The following is a 21,389-nucleotide window of genomic DNA, read 5'->3' as shown; positions in this document are numbered from 1 at the left end:
AATACAGATTATGATCTACAAAAAACCGTTGCTTTATGCTGGCTGTGCCGCTGCTGTGCTTGCCCTTGTGGCATGGGGTGGTTCGCGGCTGATCAATGGTGATGGTGTGAACCAATATACCAATGATGCCTATGTAACAGCAGATTTTCCCACGGTTGCGCCCAAGGTTTCAGGCCGTATTGATCGGGTTATTGCGCAGGATAACCAACTTGTGCATGCAGGTGAGGAATTGGCGCATATTGAGGATGATGATTACCGTGCAGCCTTGGAGGTAGCAAAAGGCAATGTACTAGCCGCCCAAGGCGATGTTGCCAATTTGGAAGCCGAGCTTGGTCGGCAGGATGCCGTTATTGCGCAAGCACGCGCAGCAGTTCTGGCAGATCAGGCCGCATTGATGTTTGCCCGGCAGAACGCAACCCGGTATCGCAATCTTTCCTCCGGTGGTGCTGGCACGATTGAACAAAAGCAATCGTCGGAAGCGCAGGAAAAAGAAGCAGCGGCATCCATAGCACGAGACCAAGCAGGGGTGGATGCTGCCATTCGGCAGGTTGCAGTTTTAAAAGCCCAGCTTCAGCGTGCACGTGGTGTTTTACTGCGCATGCAGGGGGATGAAAAACAGGCAGAACTGAACCTGTCTTACTGCACCATTCCCGCTCCAATGGATGGTGTAGTGGGTGAGCGTGGTGTGCGTATCGGGAATTATGTGCACCCCGGCACGGGTATTTTGGCTGTTGTGCCTGTTCATGAAGCCTATGTTCTGGCTAACTTTCAGGAAACACAGCTTACAAAAGTGCAAACTGGCCAGAGTGCGACTGTTTGGGTAGATACATTTCCCGGTCATCCCCTCAAGGCGCATGTGGATTCATTGGCGCCTGCCACCGGTGTCGCTTTTGCACCTATTCAGCCAGATAATGCGACGGGTAATTTTACCAAGGTGGTGCAGCGTATTCCCGTTAAACTTACGTTTGATCCAGACCAGCCGCTTGCGGCAAAGGTGCGTGTTGGTATGTCTGTTGAAGTGAATATTGATACGGCTTCCAAGCCAGAAGGCCCGCACGCCAATAACTCACGTTATATCTGGCAGTAGTCCCATGAAGCGTCTTTTTCTTTCCGGCTTATCCGTGCTGGTGCTTTCTGGTTGCACTGTTGGGCCAAACTATCACAAGCCGCAGGTTAAAGCGCCAGCAGATTGGCGCACAACCCAACCGCCAGCAGAAAGCCAGATTACAACGGCTTCAGCAGATCCGCAGTGGTGGACACTGTTTCATGATCAGGTGCTGACTAAGCTGGAAAATGAGGTTGCAGCTTCCAATCTGGATATTAAAGCGGCGAGCCTGCGTTTGATGCAAAGTCAGGCAGAGCGGCGCATTGCCAGTGCTGCACAGTTTCCTCATGCAGAAGCCAATGCATCTTATGGGCGTGAACGCGCCAGCACCAATGGTGTGCTGGGTTTGCTGGGCACTATGGAGCGTGAACAGGCGGGGTCTATTGCATCTGGCTCTCAAGGGTTTGGGCCTACAGCATTGCCCGGAAGTGTGGGGAATCCCTCATTCAACTTGCCCCAATACGGTATGAACGCATCGTGGGAAGTGGATTTTTGGGGGCACGTGCGGCGGCAGGTGGAAGCCGCTACAGCAGCCATGCACGAAACGGAGGAAATGCGACGAGATATTCTGGTATCTCTTATGGCAGAAACAGCGCAGGATTATATTGATTTACGTGCAACACAAACGCAGATTGGCATTTTGCAGCATAATATTCAGGTTGCAAAAGATAGTGTAAAACTCACCACATTGCGGTTCGAGCAAGGGGCCGCAACACGTTTGGATGTGGCAGAAGCTACAGGCCAGCTTCATACATTTGATGCACGCTTACCGCCTTTGCAGGCGCAAGCAACGCACATGCTAAACGCCTTGAGCTTTCTGGTTGCGCGTGAACCAGGGGCGTTGGATGCAGAACTTGGGGCGCCAGGCCCAATCCCTCTGGTGCCTGCCTTGGTGCCGGTGGGCTTGCCATCTGAACTGGCAGAGCATCGGCCTGATATTCGTATGGCGGCAGATCATTTGCATGCTGCCACGGCCAGTATTGGTGTAGCCATTGCAGATTTCTTTCCGCGCGTCACACTATCTGGCAGTTTGGATGTGCAGGCCCTTCAGTTTAGTGGTTTGGGTTCATGGGCATCACGTCAGTATGGTTTTGGCCCTACTGCAACACTCCCTTTGTTTGAAGGTGGAAGGCTAACAGGCCAGTTGCATTTGCGTAAGGCGCAGCAGAAAGAAGCAGCAACTATGTTCCAGCGCACGGTTTTAAAGGCGTGGCAGGAAATTGATGATGCCATGGCCGATTTTACGGCAGCTCAGCGGCGGCGTGATGAATTGGCTGAAGCCGTACATGAAAACGAAATTGCAGTGGATACAGCCAAGGTCCAATATGTGCAGGGTTCATCCGACTTTTTAAATGTGCTGACATTGCAGAATGCGCTTTTGTCTTCTCAAAGTGCATTGGCAGATGCCACGGCGCGCGTGGCAGGGTCTGTCACGCACCTTTACCGTGCAGTTGGTGGCGGCTGGGAAGGTATTTACCCAGACAAAACGAAAGCAAAAAAACATGTGTGAGATTGGCGTATGATAACAATCAGACGTGCGGCAACTCTGGGTAACGCACATTCAGATACGCTCATACTGCGCTGTCATTTTGCATTCGCTGATTATCAAGATCCAGCATACACGCATGATGGACGCTTACGTGTGCTTAATCTGGGTAAGCTTGCGCCGGCCCAAAGATATTATCTGGGGCCTGAAGCCAATGTGGATATTCTAACATGGCTCTTCGCAGGAAGTCTGATCAGCAATGCAGATGATTTTGAGCAGGAAGATATTGGGCCCGGAGGGCTGCATCTTTTAAGCACAGGTACAGGGTGCCAAAGGATAGAGTGGAGTGCTGGTCTGGCGGGTGCTGCGTTTATTCAGTTCTGGTTTATGGCGGATGTAGAAGGTGTGCTGCCTGCGCAAGAAATTCGTGCAAGTTTTCCCCAATTGGAAGACGGTGGTTTTAGAATTCTTGCATCAGGCTTTCCAGAAGATGATCCGGAGGAAGAAGGTCAGATTACAGATGGTGCCCCTGTTGCTTTAACTGCGCGTGCACGCTTGTTACATGCGGTGATACCCGCGGCGGAGGGGGCAGCTTACAGCACCACGTTAGGGCGTGATCTTTATCTGCTGGTTGTATCAGGCATTGTAACTATAAACGGAAATGTTCTGCATTGTGGTGATGCTGCGGCAATAACGGATCAGCAGGATGTGGTTGTGATTGCGCAGGAAAAAGCAGAGCTTCTTTTAGCCGATGTATCGGCTAAGTAAATATCAATGAACTCAAGTATCCGTGTTATGATATTTGAGTTCATTTATGTAACACCATACGCCCCCTTGGGTAAAAGATAGGGCGTATGGCTGTGGAAAAACTTATAACAGTTCCAGCACAATATCCGCCGGGCGACAGGCTTTTGCACCTTTGGGTGTGACCACAACAGGACGATTGAGAAGTTTGGGATATTCTGCAATGGCATCAAGAATCTGATCATCGCTGATGTCGGGTGCATCAAGCCCCAGTTCCTTACATAATGCTTCCTTGCTGCGCAAAATGTCGCGTGCGCTCAATTTTCCTTTGGCAAGAATGCTTTCCAATTCCGCACGAGTTGGGGGAGCTTTCAGATAAAGGATAATTTCCGGTTCAATTCCCGCATCTCGAATAAGGCCCAGAACTGTGCGTGAAGTGCCGCAGGAAGGATTGTGGTAGAGAGTAACTGACATAGGTGCATCCTAAAGAGTGAAGCCTCAATTATGATATTTGAGGGTATCATGGCACGCAAATAGAATGGGATGGAGAGAGTATGTCGCCCTTGTTAGGCATAAAAAATTGGCTCGGCCAACGGATAACCAAAAAGTCCGGGTCATGGTCGGATATGCTGGCAGGGCTTTCTTTAGCCTCTATGAACATTCCTCAGGTTCTGGGGTATGCCCGTATTGCTGAAATGCCTGCTGTGTGCGGGCTATATACAGTGTTGTTCCCGTTGGTGGCGTTTGCCCTGTTTGGATCCTCACGCCATCTGGTGGTAGCTGCAGATTCTGCTACGGCTGCCATCTTTTCCAGTGGTCTGTCAGAAATGGTTTCCCCCGGCAGTGCCAGATATATGGAGTTGGTTAGCGCAGTTGCTCTCCTTAATGCAGGATTTCTCTTAGTTGCCCGCTTATTTCGGTTAGGGTTTCTGGCAGATTTTTTGTCTCGCACTGTGCTGGTGGGTTTTTTGGCAGGCGTGGGTGTACAAGTGGGCTTAAGCATGTTGTATGACATGACAGGCCTAGTCTCATCCTCTCACAATACACTGGCTCAGGCGATAGGGTTGTTCCAAGGTTTCGGGCAGATGCAAGGGTTAAGCATGGCCATTGCCAGCCTGAGCTGTGTTGTGTTGTTGGCAGGAGCAAGACAGAAGCCTCATTGGCCAGTAGGCTTGTGTGTTGTGGTTATCAGTATTTTTTGTAGTTGGAAGTTAGACTTACAACATTACGACGTTGCCATTCTGGGCAGCATACGTGGTGGTTTGCCAGCGTTTTCCGTACCTCTGCCCGGCTGGCATGATATACTAGCTCTGCTACCCATTTCGGCGTCCTGTGTTTTTGTTATTATTGCGCAAAGTGCTGCAACTTCACGTGCTTTTGCAAACATGTTTCATGAACATGTTGATGAAAATGCAGATATTGTGGCCTGTGTGCTGCTAATGCTGCGGCTGCCTTAACAGGTACGTTTACGGTAAATGGTAGCCCCACGCAAACAGCTATGGCTGTGCAGGCAGGCGCAAGATCACAAAAAGCACAGCTTGTTTTTGCTGCTGTAACAGCCTGTGTACTTTTGTTTTTTCCTGCACCGTTGCAGTATCTCCCTCGTTGCGTGCTTGGTGCCATTGTGTTTTGTGTGGCCGTGCGAATGATAGATATTCAGGCGCTTAATGGCATTCGCAATGAAAGCCCCGGAGAATTTCGTTTAGCACTGGTAACAGCCGCTACGGTTGTAAGTGTAGGGGTGGAACAGGGTATCTTTATTGCTATTGCGCTTTCTTTATTTCGGCACGTTCGGCATAGCTATATGCCGCATACGTTGGTAATGGCACCAGAAGCCACGACTGGAATGTTAGAGGCTGAAGCGGTGGCACCCGGAGAGCAAAGTATGCCGGGTATTATCATTTATCGGTTTTGTGCAGATTTATTTTATGCAAATTGTAATTTGTTTACTGATGATATCATGACGCTGATTTCATCCGCGCCGGACCCGGTAAAATGTGTTGTGGTAGATTGCAGTGCAATTACCGATATTGACTATTCAGCCGCGCAAGTGGTGCGGGATGTTTTGCAAAGGCTGCATGCACGTGGGATTACCGTGTTGTTTGGTCGTGTTGCTCCATTTTTTCTAAAAGATATGGAGCGTCACCATATTATAGCAGTGCTTGGAAAGGATAATATTTACATGCAGCTTCACACAGCGTTGGCGAGTGCTCGTAAGCTGTGTGGTAGCGCATAAGCTTTATAATTTTTGTACACTTTGCCAGATCATATAAACTGCCACGATAAAAATAATGCAGGCAAAAAGTGTTGTAAGGTGACTAGAAGATTTTGCCATGCGGCGGGCTGTGCGGGTGCCAAAAAGGCAACCAATGGCTCCTCCTAAAATGAAAAGAGCCGCCAACTGCCAATCAATATAGCCGGACAGCATATAGCTTAAAGCAGTACTAAACCCAAAAGCGGAAACGGCAACCAGAGACGTGCCAACTGCATTGAGAATAGGCATGCCGGTAGATGCAATAAGCCCGGGCACAATTAGAAAGCCGCCACCAATGCCAAAAAAGCCCGAAAGTAAGCCCGTGCCAAGGCCGTAGCCCATAACTTTGGGAGCGTTATGTCTATTACAGCTTGCACCCGGACAACCAATGTTGTGCCGCCCGCGGAGCATAAGAATACCCACCCCAATCATTAACAGAGCAAAAAACAAAAGTAGCTTTTTGCCATCAACTGTTTTGCCGATAGCGGCCCCAATAAATGCTCCCGCGACCCCACACGATGCAAAGATACCTGCACAGCGCCATTTGACCGTATGGTTGCGTGCATGCTGTGCTAGCCCCACCAATGCGTTGATAGCTACAGCCAATGCACTGGTGCCAATAGCCACATGAGGGTTTTTTACACCTACCAGATATACCATAAGCGGTACTGCCAGAATGGACCCCCCGCCACCAATTAATCCCAAAGTAAAACCGACCAGTACGCCAGACATAAGTTCTAGCAGGAGATGGGGAACAGATAAGGTGAGCATATGTGGTATCCAGAAAGGTCAGTAAATTTTAGAGCTTGTTGATGGGGATCTTGATGTAACTTGTGCCGTTATCTTCTGGTTCTGGCATATGCCCCCCACGGATATTGATTTGTACGGAAGGCATAATCAGGTTGGGTAGGGCAAGTGTTGCATCTCGTGATGTGCGCATATTTACAAACTCATCCTCACTTATGCCCTCATGCACATGCACATTATGCGCGCGCTCTGCACCTACAGTGGTTTCCCACGCATAGGTATCACGGTGTGGAGCCTTGTAATCGTGGCAGAGGAAAAGGCGCGTTTCCGCTGGTAAGGTGAGAAGGCGACGGATAGAGCGATACAGCATCCGGGCATCCCCACCGGGGAAGTCTGCACGGGCAGTGCCATAATCTGGCATAAACAGTGTATCGCCAATAAAGGCTGCATCACCGATAATAAAAGCCATATCTGCGGGGGTATGGCCTGGCACGTGTAATGCTATGGCGTTCAGGTTGCCCAGCTTGAACTGTTCGCCATCTGTAAAAAGATGATCAAACTGAGATCCATCACGAGCAAATCTGGTATCGGCATTAAAGATTTTGCCAAAAACTTCCTGCACCTGCACAATGTTGGCACCAATACCCAGCTTGCCGCCCAGTTGTTCCTGCAACCATGGTGCGGCGGAAAGATGATCAGCATGCGCATGTGTTTCTAGTTGCCATGCAACCTGCAATTTTTCAGTGCGCACATAATCGACAATTTTTTGAGCAGAATCGTATTTAATACGGCCAGAAGCCTGATCATAATCCAGCACGCTATCAATAACGGCAGCCGTTAGAGTTTGTGGATCATGCACTACATGGCTGGCTGTGAAGGTTTTTTCATCAAAAAAGGTTTTTACAACAGGTTGTTGTTCGGGGTGCTGCACAGCCATTAAAATCTGCTGGGTGGCTGTGGCGATAGCTGGATCTGACATAAGGGAAACTCCCAACAGTTTATTATTTTAAGTAAACATGAATATACACTTTAATTAAGAATGAAAGCATCTTGCGTCAAGTGAAAGAATGCGCGTAAACACTGCTGCTATGAATGACCGCATCATAGATACCAGTCAGTTGGAGCCGGTAGTGGCCGCACCCAGAATTGGAGACATGGCTCCAGATTTTATGGCGCGGACAACCCAAGGCATGCTTACGTTAAGTGCTTTGCGTGGGCAGTGGGTGCTGCTGTTTTCGCATCCAGCAGATTTTACACCAGTTTGTACAAGTGAATTTATTGCGTTTGCTCAGGCTGCTGCGCAATTTGCAGCTATGAACTGTGCATTGGTAGGCCTTTCCGTAGATAGCCTGCCTGCCCATCTTGCATGGATTGAAGCCATACGGGAGAGGTTTGACGTTCGGATTCCTTTCCCGGTGGTAGAAGATCCATCCATGGCCATTGCACGTGCGTATGGTATGCTGGATGCAACAGCCCGGAATAGCGCAACCGTGCGCAGTGTGTACATGATTGACCCACAAGGTATTGTGCGTGCCACAACATGCTACCCCATGACTGTTGGCCGATCTGTGGCGGAATTACTACGTTTGCTTGCTGCCCTTCAACGGGTGGATGAGGGGGATGTTCTCACCCCCGAAGGTTGGGCACCCGGAGGGAATGTGGTGCTGCCTACGGCGCAAACTCAGGATGCTGTTATGCAGGCAGGGCCATCGTGGTTCATGTGTTTAAAGCCTGATCAGGGGCGGTAAGCTCATGGTGGAAATGTCTTTAGACGAAGCAAAACAGTTGGTGGAGCAACTCAAGCTGTTTGCTCAGCCGCAGCGCCTCATGATTCTGGATGCACTTTTGCAGCATGGGGCGCTGGCAGTGGGGGAGCTGGAAAGCAGAACCGGGATTGGCCAGCCGACTCTCAGCCAGCAGTTAGGCACGTTAAGGCGTTCTAACCTTATTGTGCCACGTCGCGAATCGCGCACGATTTACTATAGCTTGCAGAGTGAAGATGAAGCCTTGCGGGTAAGGATTTTGATTGGTCTTTTAAAAGGTGACAAAGGCCTGCTATCTGCCACGCACGAGATTGCTGATAAACTCGGAACAAAATCTACCAAAAGGAAAGATCAAATCCTTCGGGAAGAAGGCGCACAGTTTGCCTTTGTGCAGACAACGCAGCCTCAGCGCCGCTTCTAAAGCCGAAAAATTATATGGATTCTCATAAGCACCGTTGCAAATGGGCATGTGGGAACATGATTTTGCGCGCTTACCATGATGCTGAATGGGGTGTGCCCATTAAGGATGCGCGCATCTTATGGGAAATGCTGGTGCTAGAAAGTTTTCAGGCCGGGCTTTCATGGAATACGGTGCTGCAGAAGCGTGAAAATTTTCGGAGGGCTTTTGCTGGGTTTGATCCAGAAAAAGTAGCGCAGTTTACAGAGCAAGATGTGCAAAGATTGATGCAGGATGCCGGGATTATTCGCGCACGTTTAAAAATAGAAGCGACTGTTAAAAATGCTCATGCCTATTTGCAGATGCAGGCAAAAGGCGAGGATTTTGCAAGTTTTGCGTGGGATGTGGCGCAGCAAAATTCTGTAAAGACGAAACAGCCTCATGCGCTTGCGCAAACGCGCGCTTCACAGGTTCTTTCCAAGGAATTAAAGAAACGCGGCTTTTGCTTTGCTGGCCCGGTTATTGTTTATGCATGGATGCAAGCCGCAGGCATGGTAAACGGGCATGAACCAGAATGCTTTCGGTATTACGCCTGTGATTGATTCGATAAGCCACACAACATGGCTGTCCTCAGGCGTGTTGCAGAAAGCAAAATTATGACTGAGGCTGAGCATGGCAAAAAATGTAATTCAACAACGTGTTGAATGGGCGAGAGAAGGGAAGTTCCCTCAGGTTATTGGGCGTATGCCTTCAGGTTGGCTTATTGTTGCAGATACACAACCAGTACAAGGTTATTGCCAGCTTCTGTCAGACCCGATTGTACCGAGCCTGAATGATCTGCACGGGCAGGAGCGTATACAATATCTGGCAGATTGCGTAACGGTAGGTGATGCCCTGTTAAAAGCAACGAGTGCCGCCAGAATTAATTATGAAACATGGTGTAATCAGGAACCCTCTCTCCATACCCATATTGTGCCGCGTTACTTAACAGAAGCTGACGTCGTAAAAACCAAACCTGTTTGTGTGGGTTATGCGGGTGTTTTTGCGCGCACGTTTGATTTGGAGCGGGATGCAGCTTTTATGGAAGAAATGCGGAAACTTTTGAATATCCAACCATAGGAAAAGTTGGTTTGCTCAAGGGAGAGGTTATGAGTGCAACAATAACAATATACGGAATTAAATCCTGCGATACGATGCGTAAAGCCATGAAATGGCTAGAGGCGCATAGTGTGGCGTATAGTTTCCATGATTATAAAAAACAGGGAATAGATACAGTAACACTCAAACAGTGGGCGCAAAATGTTGGGTGGGAAAAGTTGCTGAATAAAGCTGGCACCACGTTTCGTAAATTGCCCGATTCTGAAAAAGAAAATATTGATGAATCACGCGCATTAGCGCTTATGGTTGCTTACCCATCCCTTATAAAAAGGCCCGTTTTAGACCGGGAAGGGGAAATTACGGTTGGCTTTAAGCCAGAAGTTTATGCAGGTTTATTTGTTGTAAATTAAATGGCAGGGTGACTATGGGGCATTTATACGCCCCATAGTCTTTGATCAGCAATTATTCCTGATCGGGAGCCGCTGCAGAGTTCAGCTGGATGTAGCGTTCGATGCCAATCTGCTTGATCAGATCAAACTGACGATCCAGGAAGTCTTCGTGTTCTTCTTCATTTTCAAGGATCTTCAGCAGCAGATCACGGGAAACAAAGTCACGCACGCTTTCGCAATAGGCAATGCCTTCGCGCAGATCACCCAGAGCTTTTTCTTCCAGCTTCAGGTCGCATTCCAGAATTTCCTTCACGTCCTGACCAATCAGAATGGTGTTCAGGCGCTGGACGTTAGGCAACCCACCCAGATACAGAATGCGTTCAATCAGCCAGTCAGCATGACGCATTTCTTCAATGGATTCTTCGTACTCTTTCTTGCCCAGCAGGGTAACGCCCCAGTGGCGCAGTGTGCGTGCATGCAGGAAATACTGGTTGATAGCTGTCAGCTCATTTGTAAGCTGGATGTTCAGATGTTCGATAACTTTAGGATCTTTTACCATGATACGATTTCCAGATTTTGGTGGAAGTTTGTGAAGTCTTTTTACGGATGTTTTTGGCATAATGCAAACAGAAAATCGTTAAATATCAACGAGTTTTAATAAGTAATTCTTATTCGCAAGTCTTATTTATGTTTTTTGTTGTCGAAACAGCATCTTAAGCATGTAACAGCATTTATAACATTTCTGTTATTTGATTTGTGAAAGTGTAGGGGGCTTATCTAAAGGTAAATGAGCCCGGATTTCTTGCGAATAGTGTGCATCTGGCATCGCTCCGTCCGGCCGCTGAATACGGCTAAGGCGTTTGAGGGTGGGAAAATCATACTGTGTGTTCAGCAGCCCCAGATCATATGCCAAAGAGGCCGTGTAACCGCTTAGCAAGACGCGCCAATCCAGCCGGTAATGGAGTTGAGCGCCAGCGCGGGAGAGAATTTCTGTTGTGCAATTATCTGCGAGCGTATTGTACCAGCGCGGGTGAGTATGCAGAAAATGAATTTCTGAAAGGTAGCTTTTAAACAGGCGTTCACGCGTTTGCGGTGCAATAAAGAGCCGATAAAGATAGACGCGTTCTTTGCGGATATCTGTCCGAACACCAATTAAATCCTGTTCATCTGCGGTAACATAAAACATTTCATAATGATGGAAGAAGCCAGCAATCGCCGAATACGGAAAGCGCTTTTGCCTGCGCGTTTCGATAGATATGGCTAGGTGATGCCCGTCTTTGAATCCAAAGGTAAGAAAAACATGTGCAATACTTTCCCCAGCCCAATAGGATGTAATCATATCTACAGATGAAAGGTCATCCAGATTATATGTGGCATCATAATAGTGTGGTGTATAATCTGTTTCTGTTTTGTATTTAAAATTCCGTATGTTTTGAATATGCACAGTCCGACCAGTCAAAACGGCATCTGCTGGCAAGGCATACTCTCCAGCCCAATCACGATGATTGCGCGGTGGATCCGTTAAATACCATATTATAAAAACAGTACATAAAACTGGAATAGTGGTGCGGCTAAGACGGGCTGGGGCAAAAAAGAACATCCCCAAAATAAGCAACGGAAAAATGATACTCAGGCTCAAACGCAGCATATCTGGTGTTAAGGTGGAATAATAAAATGCAGCCGCAGAATAAAAGCTGAATAAGAAAGCACCAGCAGCCTTTACCCAGAAAACCCAGCCATGTGTGGAAGAATTATGTTGGAACTTGCTCATGGATGCACCGGGGGTGTTGTTGGCTGATATTCACCGCCAATACGTGTGATATTTTGTTTGCTCATATCCCCTGTTTCTGGAACTCCCGATGTAAGGTGAGCGAGATGCTCCAGCAAAATACGGCGTACCTCAGCAATAGTGATAGGGTTGGATTGTGTGGAATGGTCAGAATGCCGCACAACCAGTTCAGAATCAGCATAAGGTATGTGTGCACTGCGGTACTTTACCACGCCATCATCTGCAGTTGCTAATGGGCCATCCCCTAGAACGGGAATAATGGAGTGCGTACGTACTTCTGGCACAACCGGTATGGATGCTAGAGAGCGGATAAAGGCACTATGGGGTGTCATGCCATACACACTGCCCATACGCCATGGGCTCATGTTGACACGTATTGCACCAGATTCTCCAATGACAACTTGCTGCATCACTTCAGTTAGGCTGACAGGAAATGTCACCATACGGCCAACAAGGTGCGCTAAAGAAAGTGCCGCCAGATAACTTCCATGTTGTGGTGTAGAGATAAACACAACTTGTTGCACCTCAGGCAACGGTTTTGGAAACAGAGTTTCTTGCAAAAATCTATGAGCTTTTGGGGTGAGGTGTAAACTGTTGAAAGGGTGGTGTGTTAGCCCATTCCAGAGTTTATCTTTAGGGTCTATCACCTGCATTTTTGCCAAAAGCCCGCCTTGGCTATGGCCAATAAGTACCATATGCCCAAGTGCAGGATCTGCTTGCGTACCACCATTGTTTTGAATGGCGGATTCCAAGGCTTCGCGGAGTTGAAAAGCCGAGTATGGGATGGGATTTCCCGTAGCGTAAGAAAAAAACCAAAACTCAAAATGGGCGCGAATTTGAGGATCTTCCAGAAGATCGTTCACCATATCTGCCCATCGCCCAGGGCTGGATGCTGTGCCGTGAACAAGCACAACGGGAATACACCCGTAGCGGTGTGGTTCTATGGCAATAAGCTGAGGTTTGCGGCCATTATCAAAAAAACGACCGTCCAGAAAACCTTTGTATTCGCTAGACCAATCTACAGCATTGCTGAGGCTAAGTGCGCGTGAGGCTGTTTGATCGTACTGTAGAGGTATAGGTGTATTGTTGGCTGTGAGAATATGCCCATGATCATCTAAAGCTGTAAGGGTTAGATGGCCGGTAATATGATCGGAGAGAACTTGTCTGCGTGGGTCTGGTATTTCCATAAACAGGCTGACAGGAATGCGTAGTTTATCCGTAACTGTAAAGGAGGATGGTGCACGACCACTTACATGTGGAATGGCTGCAAGGGGTTCGCCCAGCCCCATGTGGCTGTAAATGTTTTTAACGCCTTTTACAGTAAGGCGCGCAGTGGGGCGGAAATCAGTAAGCTCATAGCCATGCCATATACGTTCTGATGGCACAGATGAAAGATCCAGATCGCCAAATGGTAGCACCCAGTGTTGAGAGTTGATATTTGCAGGAGAACCTAAAGCCTCTGTCAGGCTGAGCATATAAATATCACATGCTTGCCGAAAATGTGGATCATATGGGTCTGGATGTTCAGTCGTTTTATCGGCAGGATTGAGATAGGCATATGCATACATGGCAGCCGCCATGAAATCTGTGCGGGATTTATGTTTTTTCCCCCGTAAGTAGCTGAGTTCTGCCAACGCAAAAAGTTGGTCATTCAAATCTGGAGTGTAGAATTGGTCTTGCGTGCTTTTGCGCAGGATTTCAATGGCGGCAATTGGGTGTGCCTGCCATATGCCCAGCAAATTTTGGCGTTCCAGCACAATACGGGTGGTGTTACTCAGGATTGTTCCGTTAAGAGCGGTATGGGTGCGATCTTGATAAGCCTCTGTTAGGCTAAGCTGCTGAACAGAAACAGGAGGAGTGCATCCTGTAAGGGCCAGAAAAGCAGCAATGTAGCAGGTCTTGTGATTCAATTTATTGATAAATCGTATAGAAAAAACAGACATCATGCTTTCCGGAAGAACACACTCAAGCGTTAAAATATGCGGCGGAACTTACGATGTTCACGACAATGTGGCAAACAGTAATGAAAGAATGAGGCTTATCTAAAATCTTGGAAGAAATGATGCCCAATCTACCAGTAGTACGCGTTGTCTTGGTAGGAAGTTTAATACCTGATGATGTACGTAAAGGTTATATACCAGAGCAAAACAAAATAATAAAATTTCCATTTTCTAAAATAATCCAAGAAGATTTTTTAGAAAAACATAATATTTCGCGCATTTTTTGTGCATCTGATATTTTTGTAGTTTCAGATTGTCTTCTTTTAGAACAAAATATTGTTTTGGAGCAGAAGCTAAGGAATAGAAATTATGGAGCTTTGGCAGGGCGGAATTTGAAAAGTTTATCGGTAGAAGAGCAGGAGCAATTTATGAATCCTACGCACTCTCCAGTTGGTGGAGAAAGCATATATGCATTTCATGCTAGGTTAAAAGCATGGCTGGATAGCCTTTTTGATAACGCCAAAAACCAAGAAACATTCTTGATAATAGCTTCTCCTATTATCATACGTGCATTAAGCGCATGTATTATCGCTGATGGCATAAAAAATTCTTTTCATATTCTAAATAAATTAGATGTTTATCCAGAAAGTTGGAGTGTTTTTTCGGGAAGATCTGGGAATTGGCGCATTCTCACACTTTCCGCGCCTTTTTAAGGCATTAAAGTTAAAGTGTTGGAAAGAAGCGTAAAAATTTTGTTTAGTAAGAATAATCATTCACGATGTGGTGACATTTTGTGATCTATTATATAAATATATACTTGCATAATCGACATAAAAACCCACGTATATCAAAAATAAATACTTAATATCAATAGGTTGCCTTGATTTTATGGAAGGCGAAATAGGATGTTTTCTTGGTTGTGAGATATGTTTTTTATATGACAACCACCAGTTTCATATATTGGACATTTGTCTGATTGAGGGTTTTAGCTAAAAGCCGTTTTTTTGAGGCTATTCCGATAGGAGTGATTAAACCATGACATATACAGTCGGCATGTATCTTGCTGAGCGCCTCTCTCAGATTGGATTAAAGCACCACTTTGCCGTAGCCGGAGATTTTAATCTGGTTCTTCTGGATCAGTTACTGGCAAATAAGGAAATGGAACAAGTTTACTGCTGTAATGAGCTGAATTGTGGTTTTAGTGCAGAAGGTTACGCACGCGCTCATGGCGCAGCGGCCGCTGTGGTTACCTTTAGTGTGGGGGCCATTTCTGCAATGAACGCTATTGCTGGTGCATATGCAGAAAACCTGCCTGTTATTTTGATTTCTGGTTCACCTAATAGCAATGATTATGGAACCGGCCATCTTCTGCATCATACGCTGGGCACGAACGATTATACCTACCAGTTGGAAATGATGCGGCATGTAACATGCGCGGCAGAAAGCATTACAGATGCAGCATCTGCCCCAGCCAAAATTGATCATGTAATCCGCACAGCCCTGCGTGAACGCAAGCCGGCATATGTTGAAATTGCCTGTAACGTATCTGATGCAGAATGTGTTCGCCCTGGCCCGGTCTCGTCCTTGCTGGCAGAATTGCGGGTAGATGATGTCAGTCTAAAAGCGGCCGTTGAAGCTTCTATTGCTCTGCTGGAAAAATCTCAGCGTGTTACCATGATTGTAGGTAGCAAAGTGCGCGCGGCACACGCACAGGCACAAACAGAACATCTGGCCGATAAGCTAGGCTGTGCTGTTACGATTATGGCGGCAGCAAAAAGCTTTTTCCCAGAAGATCACAAAGGTTTTCGTGGTCTTTATTGGGGGGATGTTTCTTCTCCTGGTGCGCAGGAGCTGGTTGAAAAGGCTGACGCCCTTATTTGTGTGGCCCCCGTCTTTAATGACTATTCCACAGTAGGTTGGACCGCATGGCCCAAGGGTGACAATGTTTTGTTGGCAGAACCTAACCGCGTCACTGTGGGCGGCAAGACATACGAAGGCTTCACGTTGCGTGAATTCCTTGAAGAGCTGGCAAAAAAAGCTCCTAGCCGTCCGTTAACGGCGCAGGAAAGTAAAAAACATACGCCTGTTATTGAAGCATCTAAGGCAGATGCGCGTCTGACAAATGATGAAATGACCCGTCAGATCAACGCGATGCTGACATCAGATACTACCTTGGTTGCTGAAACAGGGGATTCTTGGTTCAACGCTACGCGCATGGATTTGCCGCGCGGTGCACGTGTTGAGCTGGAAATGCAGTGGGGGCATATTGGTTGGTCTGTACCCTCTGCTTTCGGGAACGCCATGGGGTCTCAAGAGCGACAGCATATTCTTATGGTAGGTGATGGCTCGTTCCAGCTTACTGCGCAGGAAATGGCGCAGATGGTGCGTTATAAGCTGCCAGTTATTATCTTCCTCGTGAATAATCGTGGCTATGTTATTGAAATTGCCATTCATGATGGCCCTTACAACTACATCAAGAACTGGGATTACGCAGGCTTGATGGAAGTGTTCAATGCGGAAGATGGTCATGGTCTGGGCCTAAAAGCCACCACAGCAGGTGAACTAGCAGAGGCTATCAAAAAAGCTAAGGCAAACCATGAAGGTCCCACCATTATCGAATGCCAGATTGAACGTTCTGATTGCACCAAAACGTTGGTGGAATGGGGCAAAAAGGTTGCAGCAGCTAATTCCAGAAAACCACAGATATCCTGAAAGTCTGATATTTAAAATCTAGTGTGTTGCAAAATACCTCCTTCCAAATTGTGGAAGGAGGTATTTTTATATTTCTTTATGATTGATCATAACAGCAGATACACCCCAGCACGTCATGAATATGGCAATAATCACGCAACCTAAAATGCCAAAGTTTTCGCTTAAAGTTTCACACCAGTTCCATAAAGCATATTCAGGGCCAAGATGGTTCCGTATAAGTTCAAGTGCTTCAATGGCGCTTATGAGCAAAGCAATGACGATAGAAACGACAGTAAGCAGCATATTATAATAAAATTTTCGAACAGGTTCTACAAAAGCCCAACCATAAGCACGAAGCATTAAAACGCCATCTAGTGTATCTACAAGAGACATGCCCGCAGTAAAGAGCGCAGGAAAGACCAAGATAGAGCAGAGCGTCATGCCATGGGATGCTTGGCTTGCCGATAAGCTGAGTAACCCAACTTCTGTTGCGGTATCAAACCCCAAGCCAAATAGGAAACCTAGTGGGTACATATGCCAAGTTTTATGAATGAGACCGAATAATGGTTTAAGAAAACGAGTGAGTAGTCCCCCTTTATTAAGAAAAATCTGGATATCTTCTTGGTGAGATATGTTCCCAGATTTAGCATAACAAAAATTTTGATAAAGATTATAAAAAATCACGATATTCATGATGGCAACAAATATTAGAAAAACAATGGAAGTCATTGGTCCGATAATTTCACCAAATTTCTGAATAACATGAAGCTTTTGTGTAAAAGTTGTCGCTGTGGCAGCAACTAAGATGGATGCTATAACTACTACACTAGAATGACCTAGGGAAAAGAAAAGCCCTACAGAAAGTGGTTGTTTGCCTTCCTGCATTAATTTACGAGTTATATTATCAATAGCAGCAATATGATCAGCATCTACGGCATGGCGTAGGCCCAAGCTATATGCAACAAACGCCATACTTAATAAGCTTGGAGAATAGCGGAAAGCAATGGAGGCCCAAAGCCAAGTTACGATGTTAAAACCACCTAATATGGTAAACAGCCCTATAGCTTTCCATGTTACATTTTCTGCAGTGGCATTGAAGTTATAACAAAGTATTTTTCTCATGTGTAACCTAAGGAGTCTAGGAAGTTTGATATTTCCTGGAAACTGATTTTTTTCAATAATTACAGTATATTTTATAATTTATAACCTTATTTCTTATACGTAAATATGCGTATATCCCACCCTTATTGACGGAAGCATAATACCCTATCTATTTAAAAATAGTTCTTACAGGAATTGGATACAATTAAGTGCCTCTTCTGCAACGTGCTTACGGTCGTTTTGGGTTGGAAGTCCGAAATGATCGTTCTCAGACCCAATGCTACGGGTTGGAGCAGGAGGGATGCTGCCGCTTGTTATTTCCTCGTGTTGCAGGCCAACAGATGGAAGTTGTCACGGTAAATATTTCAGGTGGTATAGCGGCAGGAGACCGCATTGAGGGAGATTTGAGGTGTAACCCGCACACAAATCTTCTTGTCACATCTCAAGCGGCTGAACGTATTTATCGAGCGCGTTCGAATGATCCGGCAGCTCGAATAAATGTTTCCTGCCATATCGCGGAAGATGCATGTTTGGAATGGTTGCCGCACGGCACGATTTTTTTTGATGGTAGCCGTTTACAGCGCAAAATGACTGTAGAGATGGCGGGTAATGCGCGATTTCTGTTTCTTGAAAGCCGTTTTTTTGGTCGCGTTGCTTCGGGTGAATGTGTTGAGCAACTGCATGTCAGAGATGGTCTCTCCGTTTGGCGGGGTGGGCGGCGCATTTTGGAAGATACACTGAAACTTGAAAGCGATTCTGTAAATGTTCTTTTGAAGGATCCTGCGGTGGCAGCCGGGTATCGTGCCGTTGCAACGCTTGTTTTAGTTGCATCCGATGTATCCAGTCGCCTTGAACCATTACGTAATGTGTTAGCAGCAGAAGAATGCAAAGGGTTCGCGGCCTCAACATGGAATGGCATGCTGATTGTGCGTGGCATAGCGCAGGATAATTGGCAGTTAGAGGTTATATTGCAACGTATTTTACCAATCTTGCGGAATGGACAATCTATGCCAACCACCTGGCGTTCATGACGCGGGAAAGTAGAGAAAACGTAAACTATGAAACTGACACCCCGAGAAAAAGATAAATTGCTTATTGCCATGGCAGCAATGGTGGCGCGGCGCAGATTGGAGCGTGGGGTGCGTTTAAATTACCCTGAAGCTGTCGCTCTTATAACAGATCATGTAGTGGAAGGTGCGCGGGATGGTCAGAGTGTTTCAGCGCTTATGGCAAGTGGTGGCCGTGTGTTAACGCGTGATCAGGTTATGGCTGGCGTGCCAGAAATGATTCATGACGTGCAAGTGGAAGCAACCTTTCCTGACGGAACAAAATTGGTGACGGTTCATGCCCCGATACGTTGATGCTTTGCCTGCAGATGCTTTGCCAGGGGAAATTCTGGTTGCAGAAGGTGATATTGTTCTGAATGAGGGGCAGCTCCAACGCAAGTTGATGGTTTCCAATACAGGAGATCGTCCCATACAGGTGGGAAGCCATTATCATTTTTATGAAGTAAATCCTGCTCTGCTGTTTGAGCGCGAACAAGCCAAAGGTTGGCGGCTAAACGTGCCTTCGGGCGGTGCCATTCGCTTTGAGCCGGGACAGATACGAGAAGTAACACTGGTTCCATTACGAGGCTTGCGCCAAGTATTTGGCTTTCGAGGGGAAGTGATGGGAGGTATAGATAAATGACGCATCTTTCCCGTTACGAATATGCAGGCCAGTTTGGCCCCACTACAGGGGATCGTGTTCGGCTGGCAGATACAGCTTTGCTTGTGGAAGTAGAAAAAGATTTTACAATTTATGGGGAAGAAGTGCGGTTTGGTGGTGGAAAAACTATTCGTGACGGCATGGGGCAATCACAATTGTCTCGCGCACAAGGTGCCGTAGATACGGTTATCACAAACGCGCTAATTGTTGATCATTGGGGTATTGTTAAGGCAGATGTTGCCTTGCGAGATGGACGTATTGCAGCAATTGGTAAGGCAGGAAATCCGGATATTCAGCCGGGCGTAGATATTATTATTGGTCCGGGCACAGAAGTAATTGCAGCAGAGGGTAAAATACTGACTGCTGGTGGAATTGATAGTCATATTCACTATATTTGCCCACAACAAATAGAAGAGGCTTTATCTTCTGGCATAACGACTATGCTGGGAGGAGGCACCGGGCCAGCCACAGGTACAGCGGCTACAACATGCACACCGGGGCCTTGGCATCTGGCGCGTATGCTGCAGGCCGCAGATGCGTTTCCGGTTAATCTGGCTTTTGCAGGTAAGGGCAATGCATCACGCCCAGAAGCCTTGGAGGAAATGGTAAGGGCAGGGGCGTGTTGTCTGAAATTGCACGAGGATTGGGGATCAACGCCAGCGGCTATTGATTGTTGCTTGAGCGTGGCTGACCGCATGGACGTTCAGGTGATGATCCATACAGACACGCTGAATGAAAGCGGGTTTGTGGAAGATACAATTGCTGCATTTAAAGGGCGCACCATTCATGCTTTTCATACAGAAGGTGCGGGTGGGGGGCATGCACCAGATATTATACGTGTAGCTGGTTTGCCGAATGTTTTACCATCTTCTACCAATCCAACGCGCCCATACACAGTCAACACGCTGGATGAGCATTTGGATATGCTGATGGTATGCCATCATCTTGATCCGCACATTCCAGAAGACATTGCTTTTGCGGAAAGTCGCATTCGGCGTGAGACTATTGCAGCTGAAGATATCTTTCAGGATATGGGCGTGCTTTCCATGATGTCGTCCGACAGTCAGGCCATGGGGCGTGTGGGGGAAGTGCCGTTAAGAACATGGCAAACAGCGCATAAAATGAAGTTACAGCGTGGTGCGCTGTCCGGAGATAGTGTGGCAGATAACAACCGGGTTAAACGTTATATTGCCAAATACACCATAAATCCGGCCATTGCGCATGGTTTGGCGCATGAGGTGGGATCTATTGCTGTTGGAAAATTGGCAGATCTTGTTTTGTGGGAACCTGCTTTTTTTGGTGTAAAGCCAGAAATGGTGATTAAAGGTGGTGCGATTGTTTATGCAATGATGGGCGACCCCAACGCTTCTATCCCCACGCCGCAACCCGTTCATGGTCGTATGATGTTTGGCGGATACGGTGGTGCGCTGACACATACAAGTCTTACATTTGTTTCTCAAGCCGCACTGGAAGATGATTTAGGACATAAACTTAAGCTACAACGTAAACTTTCCGCAGTGTCCAATACACGAGAAAGTATCGGTAAACGCAGCATGATTCATAATGATGCCATGCCACATATCGAAGTAGACCCCGAAACATATGAAGTGCGCGCCGATGGTGTGTTACTGACATGCGAACCTGCAGAAGTTCTTCCTATGGCACAAAGGTATTTTCTGTTCTGATGCAACGCATAATTGAAATTCTTCCAGCAGGAAGTTGGCCAGAAACAGCAGCAACCGAAATTTTTGCAGCCGACTATGAGGGCCGCCATCGCCGCCGTATGGTTATTTGCTTGCAATCTGGTGAAAAAATCCTTCTTGATCTGGAACATGCACGTTTGTTGCGGGCTGGTGATGGTCTGAAACTACAGGATGGACGCATTATTCTGGTAAAATCGCTTCCGGAAGAACTTATGGAAGTCACGGCAACAAATGGCTTATATTTGTTACGTTTGGCATGGCATATAGGAAACCGGCATCTTCCCGCAACTATTGAGGAACACCGTATTCTTATAAGGCATGATCATGTTATTGCAGATATGATTCGTGGCCTTGGTGGCCATGTGCATATGGTCATGGCTGCATTTGATCCCGAAAGTGGTGCGTATGCAGGGCGTATAGGTGCACATCAGCATGAAAACGGACATACCCACCACTCCCATGATTAATGAAGAGG

Annotated in this window: 22 protein-coding genes and 1 pseudogene; 16 read left to right on the top strand and 7 right to left on the bottom strand. The window is 46.9% G+C overall.

Translation table 11 applies throughout. The features are described from left to right. Window positions 1-10 precede the first annotated feature (10 nt). The 3 genes from FKW31_RS07315 to FKW31_RS07305 are packed head-to-tail and all read left to right on the top strand — an operon-like array spanning window position 11 to window position 3,359. The gene (locus tag FKW31_RS07315) at window positions 11-1,087 is read left to right on the top strand and encodes an HlyD family secretion protein (RefSeq protein ID WP_089179658.1); all 1,077 of its coding nucleotides are present in this window, start codon (window positions 11-13) and stop codon (window positions 1,085-1,087) included. 4 nt (window positions 1,088-1,091) lie between these two features. After that, entirely contained in the window at window positions 1,092-2,615 is a 1,524-nt protein-coding gene (locus FKW31_RS07310) for an efflux transporter outer membrane subunit (protein ID WP_150178205.1), read from the top strand. Window positions 2,616-2,624: 9 nt separating this feature from the next. Next, window positions 2,625-3,359, top strand: a complete 735-nt coding sequence (locus tag FKW31_RS07305; RefSeq protein ID WP_150178204.1) for a hypothetical protein — start codon at window positions 2,625-2,627, stop codon at window positions 3,357-3,359. A gap of 102 nt (window positions 3,360-3,461) precedes the next feature. Here the strand turns inward: FKW31_RS07305 and arsC are convergent, their stop codons facing one another. Then, window positions 3,462-3,809: an arsenate reductase (glutaredoxin) gene (arsC, locus tag FKW31_RS07300; RefSeq protein WP_006115773.1), complete on the bottom strand. Its 348-nt coding sequence runs from the start codon at window positions 3,807-3,809 to the stop codon at window positions 3,462-3,464. Between the two features lie 80 nt (window positions 3,810-3,889). On the opposite strand from arsC, the pseudogene FKW31_RS07295 reads away from it, so the two are divergent. Then, a pseudogene (locus FKW31_RS07295) lies at window positions 3,890-5,571 on the top strand (SulP family inorganic anion transporter). Between the two features lie 3 nt (window positions 5,572-5,574). Here the strand turns inward: FKW31_RS07295 and FKW31_RS07290 are convergent. Together FKW31_RS07290 and FKW31_RS07285 are read right to left on the bottom strand one after the other, a co-directional pair. Further along, window positions 5,575-6,360: a sulfite exporter TauE/SafE family protein gene (locus FKW31_RS07290; protein ID WP_089179653.1), complete on the bottom strand. Its 786-nt coding sequence runs from the start codon at window positions 6,358-6,360 to the stop codon at window positions 5,575-5,577. Between the two features lie 28 nt (window positions 6,361-6,388). After that, a complete protein-coding gene (locus FKW31_RS07285) occupies window positions 6,389-7,315 on the bottom strand; it encodes an MBL fold metallo-hydrolase (protein WP_150178203.1) in 927 nt (308 codons plus the stop codon). Window positions 7,316-7,403: 88 nt separating this feature from the next. On the opposite strand from FKW31_RS07285, the gene FKW31_RS07280 reads away from it, so the two are divergent. The 5 genes from FKW31_RS07280 to FKW31_RS07260 all read left to right on the top strand — a co-directional run bounded on the left by FKW31_RS07280 (window position 7,404) and on the right by FKW31_RS07260 (window position 10,004). Next, complete coding sequence (locus FKW31_RS07280) at window positions 7,404-8,084, top strand: peroxiredoxin (protein WP_006115778.1); 681 nt, start codon at window positions 7,404-7,406, stop codon at window positions 8,082-8,084. 4 nt (window positions 8,085-8,088) lie between these two features. Then, window positions 8,089-8,520 carry a helix-turn-helix transcriptional regulator gene (locus tag FKW31_RS07275; RefSeq protein ID WP_006115779.1) on the top strand — a complete coding sequence of 144 codons (432 nt, stop codon included), beginning with the start codon at window positions 8,089-8,091 and terminating at the stop codon, window positions 8,518-8,520. Window positions 8,521-8,534: 14 nt separating this feature from the next. Further along, window positions 8,535-9,098 (top strand): DNA-3-methyladenine glycosylase I, encoded by a 564-nt coding sequence (locus FKW31_RS07270; RefSeq protein WP_150178202.1) that lies wholly within the window; start codon window positions 8,535-8,537, stop codon window positions 9,096-9,098. A 70-nt stretch (window positions 9,099-9,168) separates the two neighbouring features. After that, entirely contained in the window at window positions 9,169-9,615 is a 447-nt protein-coding gene (locus tag FKW31_RS07265) for an HIT family protein (RefSeq protein WP_150178201.1), read from the top strand. Between the two features lie 29 nt (window positions 9,616-9,644). Then, window positions 9,645-10,004 carry an ArsC family reductase gene (locus FKW31_RS07260; RefSeq protein ID WP_150178200.1) on the top strand — a complete coding sequence of 120 codons (360 nt, stop codon included), beginning with the start codon at window positions 9,645-9,647 and terminating at the stop codon, window positions 10,002-10,004. Window positions 10,005-10,056: 52 nt separating this feature from the next. On the opposite strand, the gene bfr is transcribed toward FKW31_RS07260, so the two are convergent. The 3 genes from bfr to FKW31_RS07245 form a co-directional block, all read right to left on the bottom strand. Next, the gene (gene bfr / locus FKW31_RS07255) at window positions 10,057-10,542 is read right to left on the bottom strand and encodes a bacterioferritin (RefSeq protein ID WP_035352900.1); all 486 of its coding nucleotides are present in this window, start codon (window positions 10,540-10,542) and stop codon (window positions 10,057-10,059) included. A 186-nt stretch (window positions 10,543-10,728) separates the two neighbouring features. Then, window positions 10,729-11,754, bottom strand: a complete 1,026-nt coding sequence (locus FKW31_RS07250) for a DUF4105 domain-containing protein (protein WP_150178199.1) — start codon at window positions 11,752-11,754, stop codon at window positions 10,729-10,731. Beyond that, complete coding sequence (locus FKW31_RS07245; protein ID WP_150178212.1) at window positions 11,751-13,715, bottom strand: triacylglycerol lipase; 1,965 nt, start codon at window positions 13,713-13,715, stop codon at window positions 11,751-11,753. Before FKW31_RS07245 ends, FKW31_RS07250 begins: the two co-directional genes overlap by 4 nt. 116 nt (window positions 13,716-13,831) lie before the next feature. Between FKW31_RS07245 and FKW31_RS07240 the strand changes: the two genes are divergently transcribed. Together FKW31_RS07240 and FKW31_RS07235 are read left to right on the top strand one after the other, a co-directional pair. Then, on the top strand, window positions 13,832-14,425 hold the full coding sequence (locus FKW31_RS07240) for a histidine phosphatase family protein (RefSeq protein WP_193562057.1): 594 nt from the start codon (window positions 13,832-13,834) through the stop codon (window positions 14,423-14,425). Between the two features lie 322 nt (window positions 14,426-14,747). Continuing rightward, a complete protein-coding gene (locus FKW31_RS07235) occupies window positions 14,748-16,424 on the top strand; it encodes an alpha-keto acid decarboxylase family protein (protein WP_150178198.1) in 1,677 nt (558 codons plus the stop codon). 66 nt (window positions 16,425-16,490) lie between these two features. On the opposite strand, the gene FKW31_RS07230 is transcribed toward FKW31_RS07235, so the two are convergent. Beyond that, window positions 16,491-17,525 (bottom strand): HoxN/HupN/NixA family nickel/cobalt transporter, encoded by a 1,035-nt coding sequence (locus tag FKW31_RS07230; RefSeq protein WP_150178197.1) that lies wholly within the window; start codon window positions 17,523-17,525, stop codon window positions 16,491-16,493. Between the two features lie 188 nt (window positions 17,526-17,713). Between FKW31_RS07230 and FKW31_RS07225 the strand changes: the two genes are divergently transcribed. The 5 genes from FKW31_RS07225 to FKW31_RS07205 are packed head-to-tail and all read left to right on the top strand — an operon-like array spanning window position 17,714 to window position 21,381. Beyond that, on the top strand, window positions 17,714-18,535 hold the full coding sequence (locus FKW31_RS07225; protein ID WP_150178196.1) for an urease accessory protein UreD: 822 nt from the start codon (window positions 17,714-17,716) through the stop codon (window positions 18,533-18,535). Between the two features lie 27 nt (window positions 18,536-18,562). Next, window positions 18,563-18,865 carry an urease subunit gamma gene (locus FKW31_RS07220; protein WP_006115792.1) on the top strand — a complete coding sequence of 101 codons (303 nt, stop codon included), beginning with the start codon at window positions 18,563-18,565 and terminating at the stop codon, window positions 18,863-18,865. Further along, the gene (locus FKW31_RS07215; RefSeq protein WP_089179645.1) at window positions 18,849-19,193 is read left to right on the top strand and encodes an urease subunit beta; all 345 of its coding nucleotides are present in this window, start codon (window positions 18,849-18,851) and stop codon (window positions 19,191-19,193) included. Before FKW31_RS07220 ends, FKW31_RS07215 begins: the two co-directional genes overlap by 17 nt. Then, on the top strand, window positions 19,190-20,896 hold the full coding sequence (ureC, locus tag FKW31_RS07210; RefSeq protein ID WP_150178195.1) for an urease subunit alpha: 1,707 nt from the start codon (window positions 19,190-19,192) through the stop codon (window positions 20,894-20,896). Before FKW31_RS07215 ends, ureC begins: the two co-directional genes overlap by 4 nt. After that, complete coding sequence (locus tag FKW31_RS07205) at window positions 20,896-21,381, top strand: urease accessory protein UreE (protein WP_150178194.1); 486 nt, start codon at window positions 20,896-20,898, stop codon at window positions 21,379-21,381. Before ureC ends, FKW31_RS07205 begins: the two co-directional genes overlap by 1 nt. Window positions 21,382-21,389: the final 8 nt, after the last annotated feature.

It is taken from the genome of Acetobacter sp. DmW_136, from assembly GCF_008690365.1.
GTDB classification, from domain to species: Bacteria; Pseudomonadota; Alphaproteobacteria; order Acetobacterales; family Acetobacteraceae; genus Acetobacter; species Acetobacter oryzifermentans.
Note: the sequence above shows the minus strand (reverse complement) of the source record. Positions and strands in the feature narration are given on the sequence as shown.

What these genes read in the sequence shown, in the direction of transcription:
- FKW31_RS07270 (WP_150178202.1), top strand. Translation starts at nt 8,535, where the DNA reads ATGGATTCTCATAAGCACCGTTGCAAATGGGCATGTGGGAACATGATT.
- FKW31_RS07280 (WP_006115778.1), top strand. Translation starts at nt 7,404, where the DNA reads ATGCGCGTAAACACTGCTGCTATGAATGACCGCATCATAGATACCAGT.
- FKW31_RS07275 (WP_006115779.1), top strand. Translation starts at nt 8,089, where the DNA reads ATGGTGGAAATGTCTTTAGACGAAGCAAAACAGTTGGTGGAGCAACTC.
- arsC (WP_006115773.1), bottom strand. Translation starts at nt 3,809, where the DNA reads ATGTCAGTTACTCTCTACCACAATCCTTCCTGCGGCACTTCACGCACA.
- FKW31_RS07265 (WP_150178201.1), top strand. Translation starts at nt 9,169, where the DNA reads ATGGCAAAAAATGTAATTCAACAACGTGTTGAATGGGCGAGAGAAGGG.
- FKW31_RS07220 (WP_006115792.1), top strand. Translation starts at nt 18,563, where the DNA reads ATGAAACTGACACCCCGAGAAAAAGATAAATTGCTTATTGCCATGGCA.
- FKW31_RS07245 (WP_150178212.1), bottom strand. Translation starts at nt 13,715, where the DNA reads ATGTCTGTTTTTTCTATACGATTTATCAATAAATTGAATCACAAGACC.
- FKW31_RS07310 (WP_150178205.1), top strand. Translation starts at nt 1,092, where the DNA reads ATGAAGCGTCTTTTTCTTTCCGGCTTATCCGTGCTGGTGCTTTCTGGT.
- FKW31_RS07235 (WP_150178198.1), top strand. Translation starts at nt 14,748, where the DNA reads ATGACATATACAGTCGGCATGTATCTTGCTGAGCGCCTCTCTCAGATT.
- FKW31_RS07290 (WP_089179653.1), bottom strand. Translation starts at nt 6,360, where the DNA reads ATGCTCACCTTATCTGTTCCCCATCTCCTGCTAGAACTTATGTCTGGC.
- FKW31_RS07315 (WP_089179658.1), top strand. Translation starts at nt 11, where the DNA reads ATGATCTACAAAAAACCGTTGCTTTATGCTGGCTGTGCCGCTGCTGTG.
- FKW31_RS07250 (WP_150178199.1), bottom strand. Translation starts at nt 11,754, where the DNA reads ATGAGCAAGTTCCAACATAATTCTTCCACACATGGCTGGGTTTTCTGG.
- bfr (WP_035352900.1), bottom strand. Translation starts at nt 10,542, where the DNA reads ATGGTAAAAGATCCTAAAGTTATCGAACATCTGAACATCCAGCTTACA.
- ureC (WP_150178195.1), top strand. Translation starts at nt 19,190, where the DNA reads ATGACGCATCTTTCCCGTTACGAATATGCAGGCCAGTTTGGCCCCACT.
- FKW31_RS07260 (WP_150178200.1), top strand. Translation starts at nt 9,645, where the DNA reads ATGAGTGCAACAATAACAATATACGGAATTAAATCCTGCGATACGATG.
- FKW31_RS07230 (WP_150178197.1), bottom strand. Translation starts at nt 17,525, where the DNA reads ATGAGAAAAATACTTTGTTATAACTTCAATGCCACTGCAGAAAATGTA.
- FKW31_RS07305 (WP_150178204.1), top strand. Translation starts at nt 2,625, where the DNA reads ATGATAACAATCAGACGTGCGGCAACTCTGGGTAACGCACATTCAGAT.
- FKW31_RS07240 (WP_193562057.1), top strand. Translation starts at nt 13,832, where the DNA reads ATGATGCCCAATCTACCAGTAGTACGCGTTGTCTTGGTAGGAAGTTTA.
- FKW31_RS07215 (WP_089179645.1), top strand. Translation starts at nt 18,849, where the DNA reads ATGCCCCGATACGTTGATGCTTTGCCTGCAGATGCTTTGCCAGGGGAA.
- FKW31_RS07285 (WP_150178203.1), bottom strand. Translation starts at nt 7,315, where the DNA reads ATGTCAGATCCAGCTATCGCCACAGCCACCCAGCAGATTTTAATGGCT.
- FKW31_RS07205 (WP_150178194.1), top strand. Translation starts at nt 20,896, where the DNA reads ATGCAACGCATAATTGAAATTCTTCCAGCAGGAAGTTGGCCAGAAACA.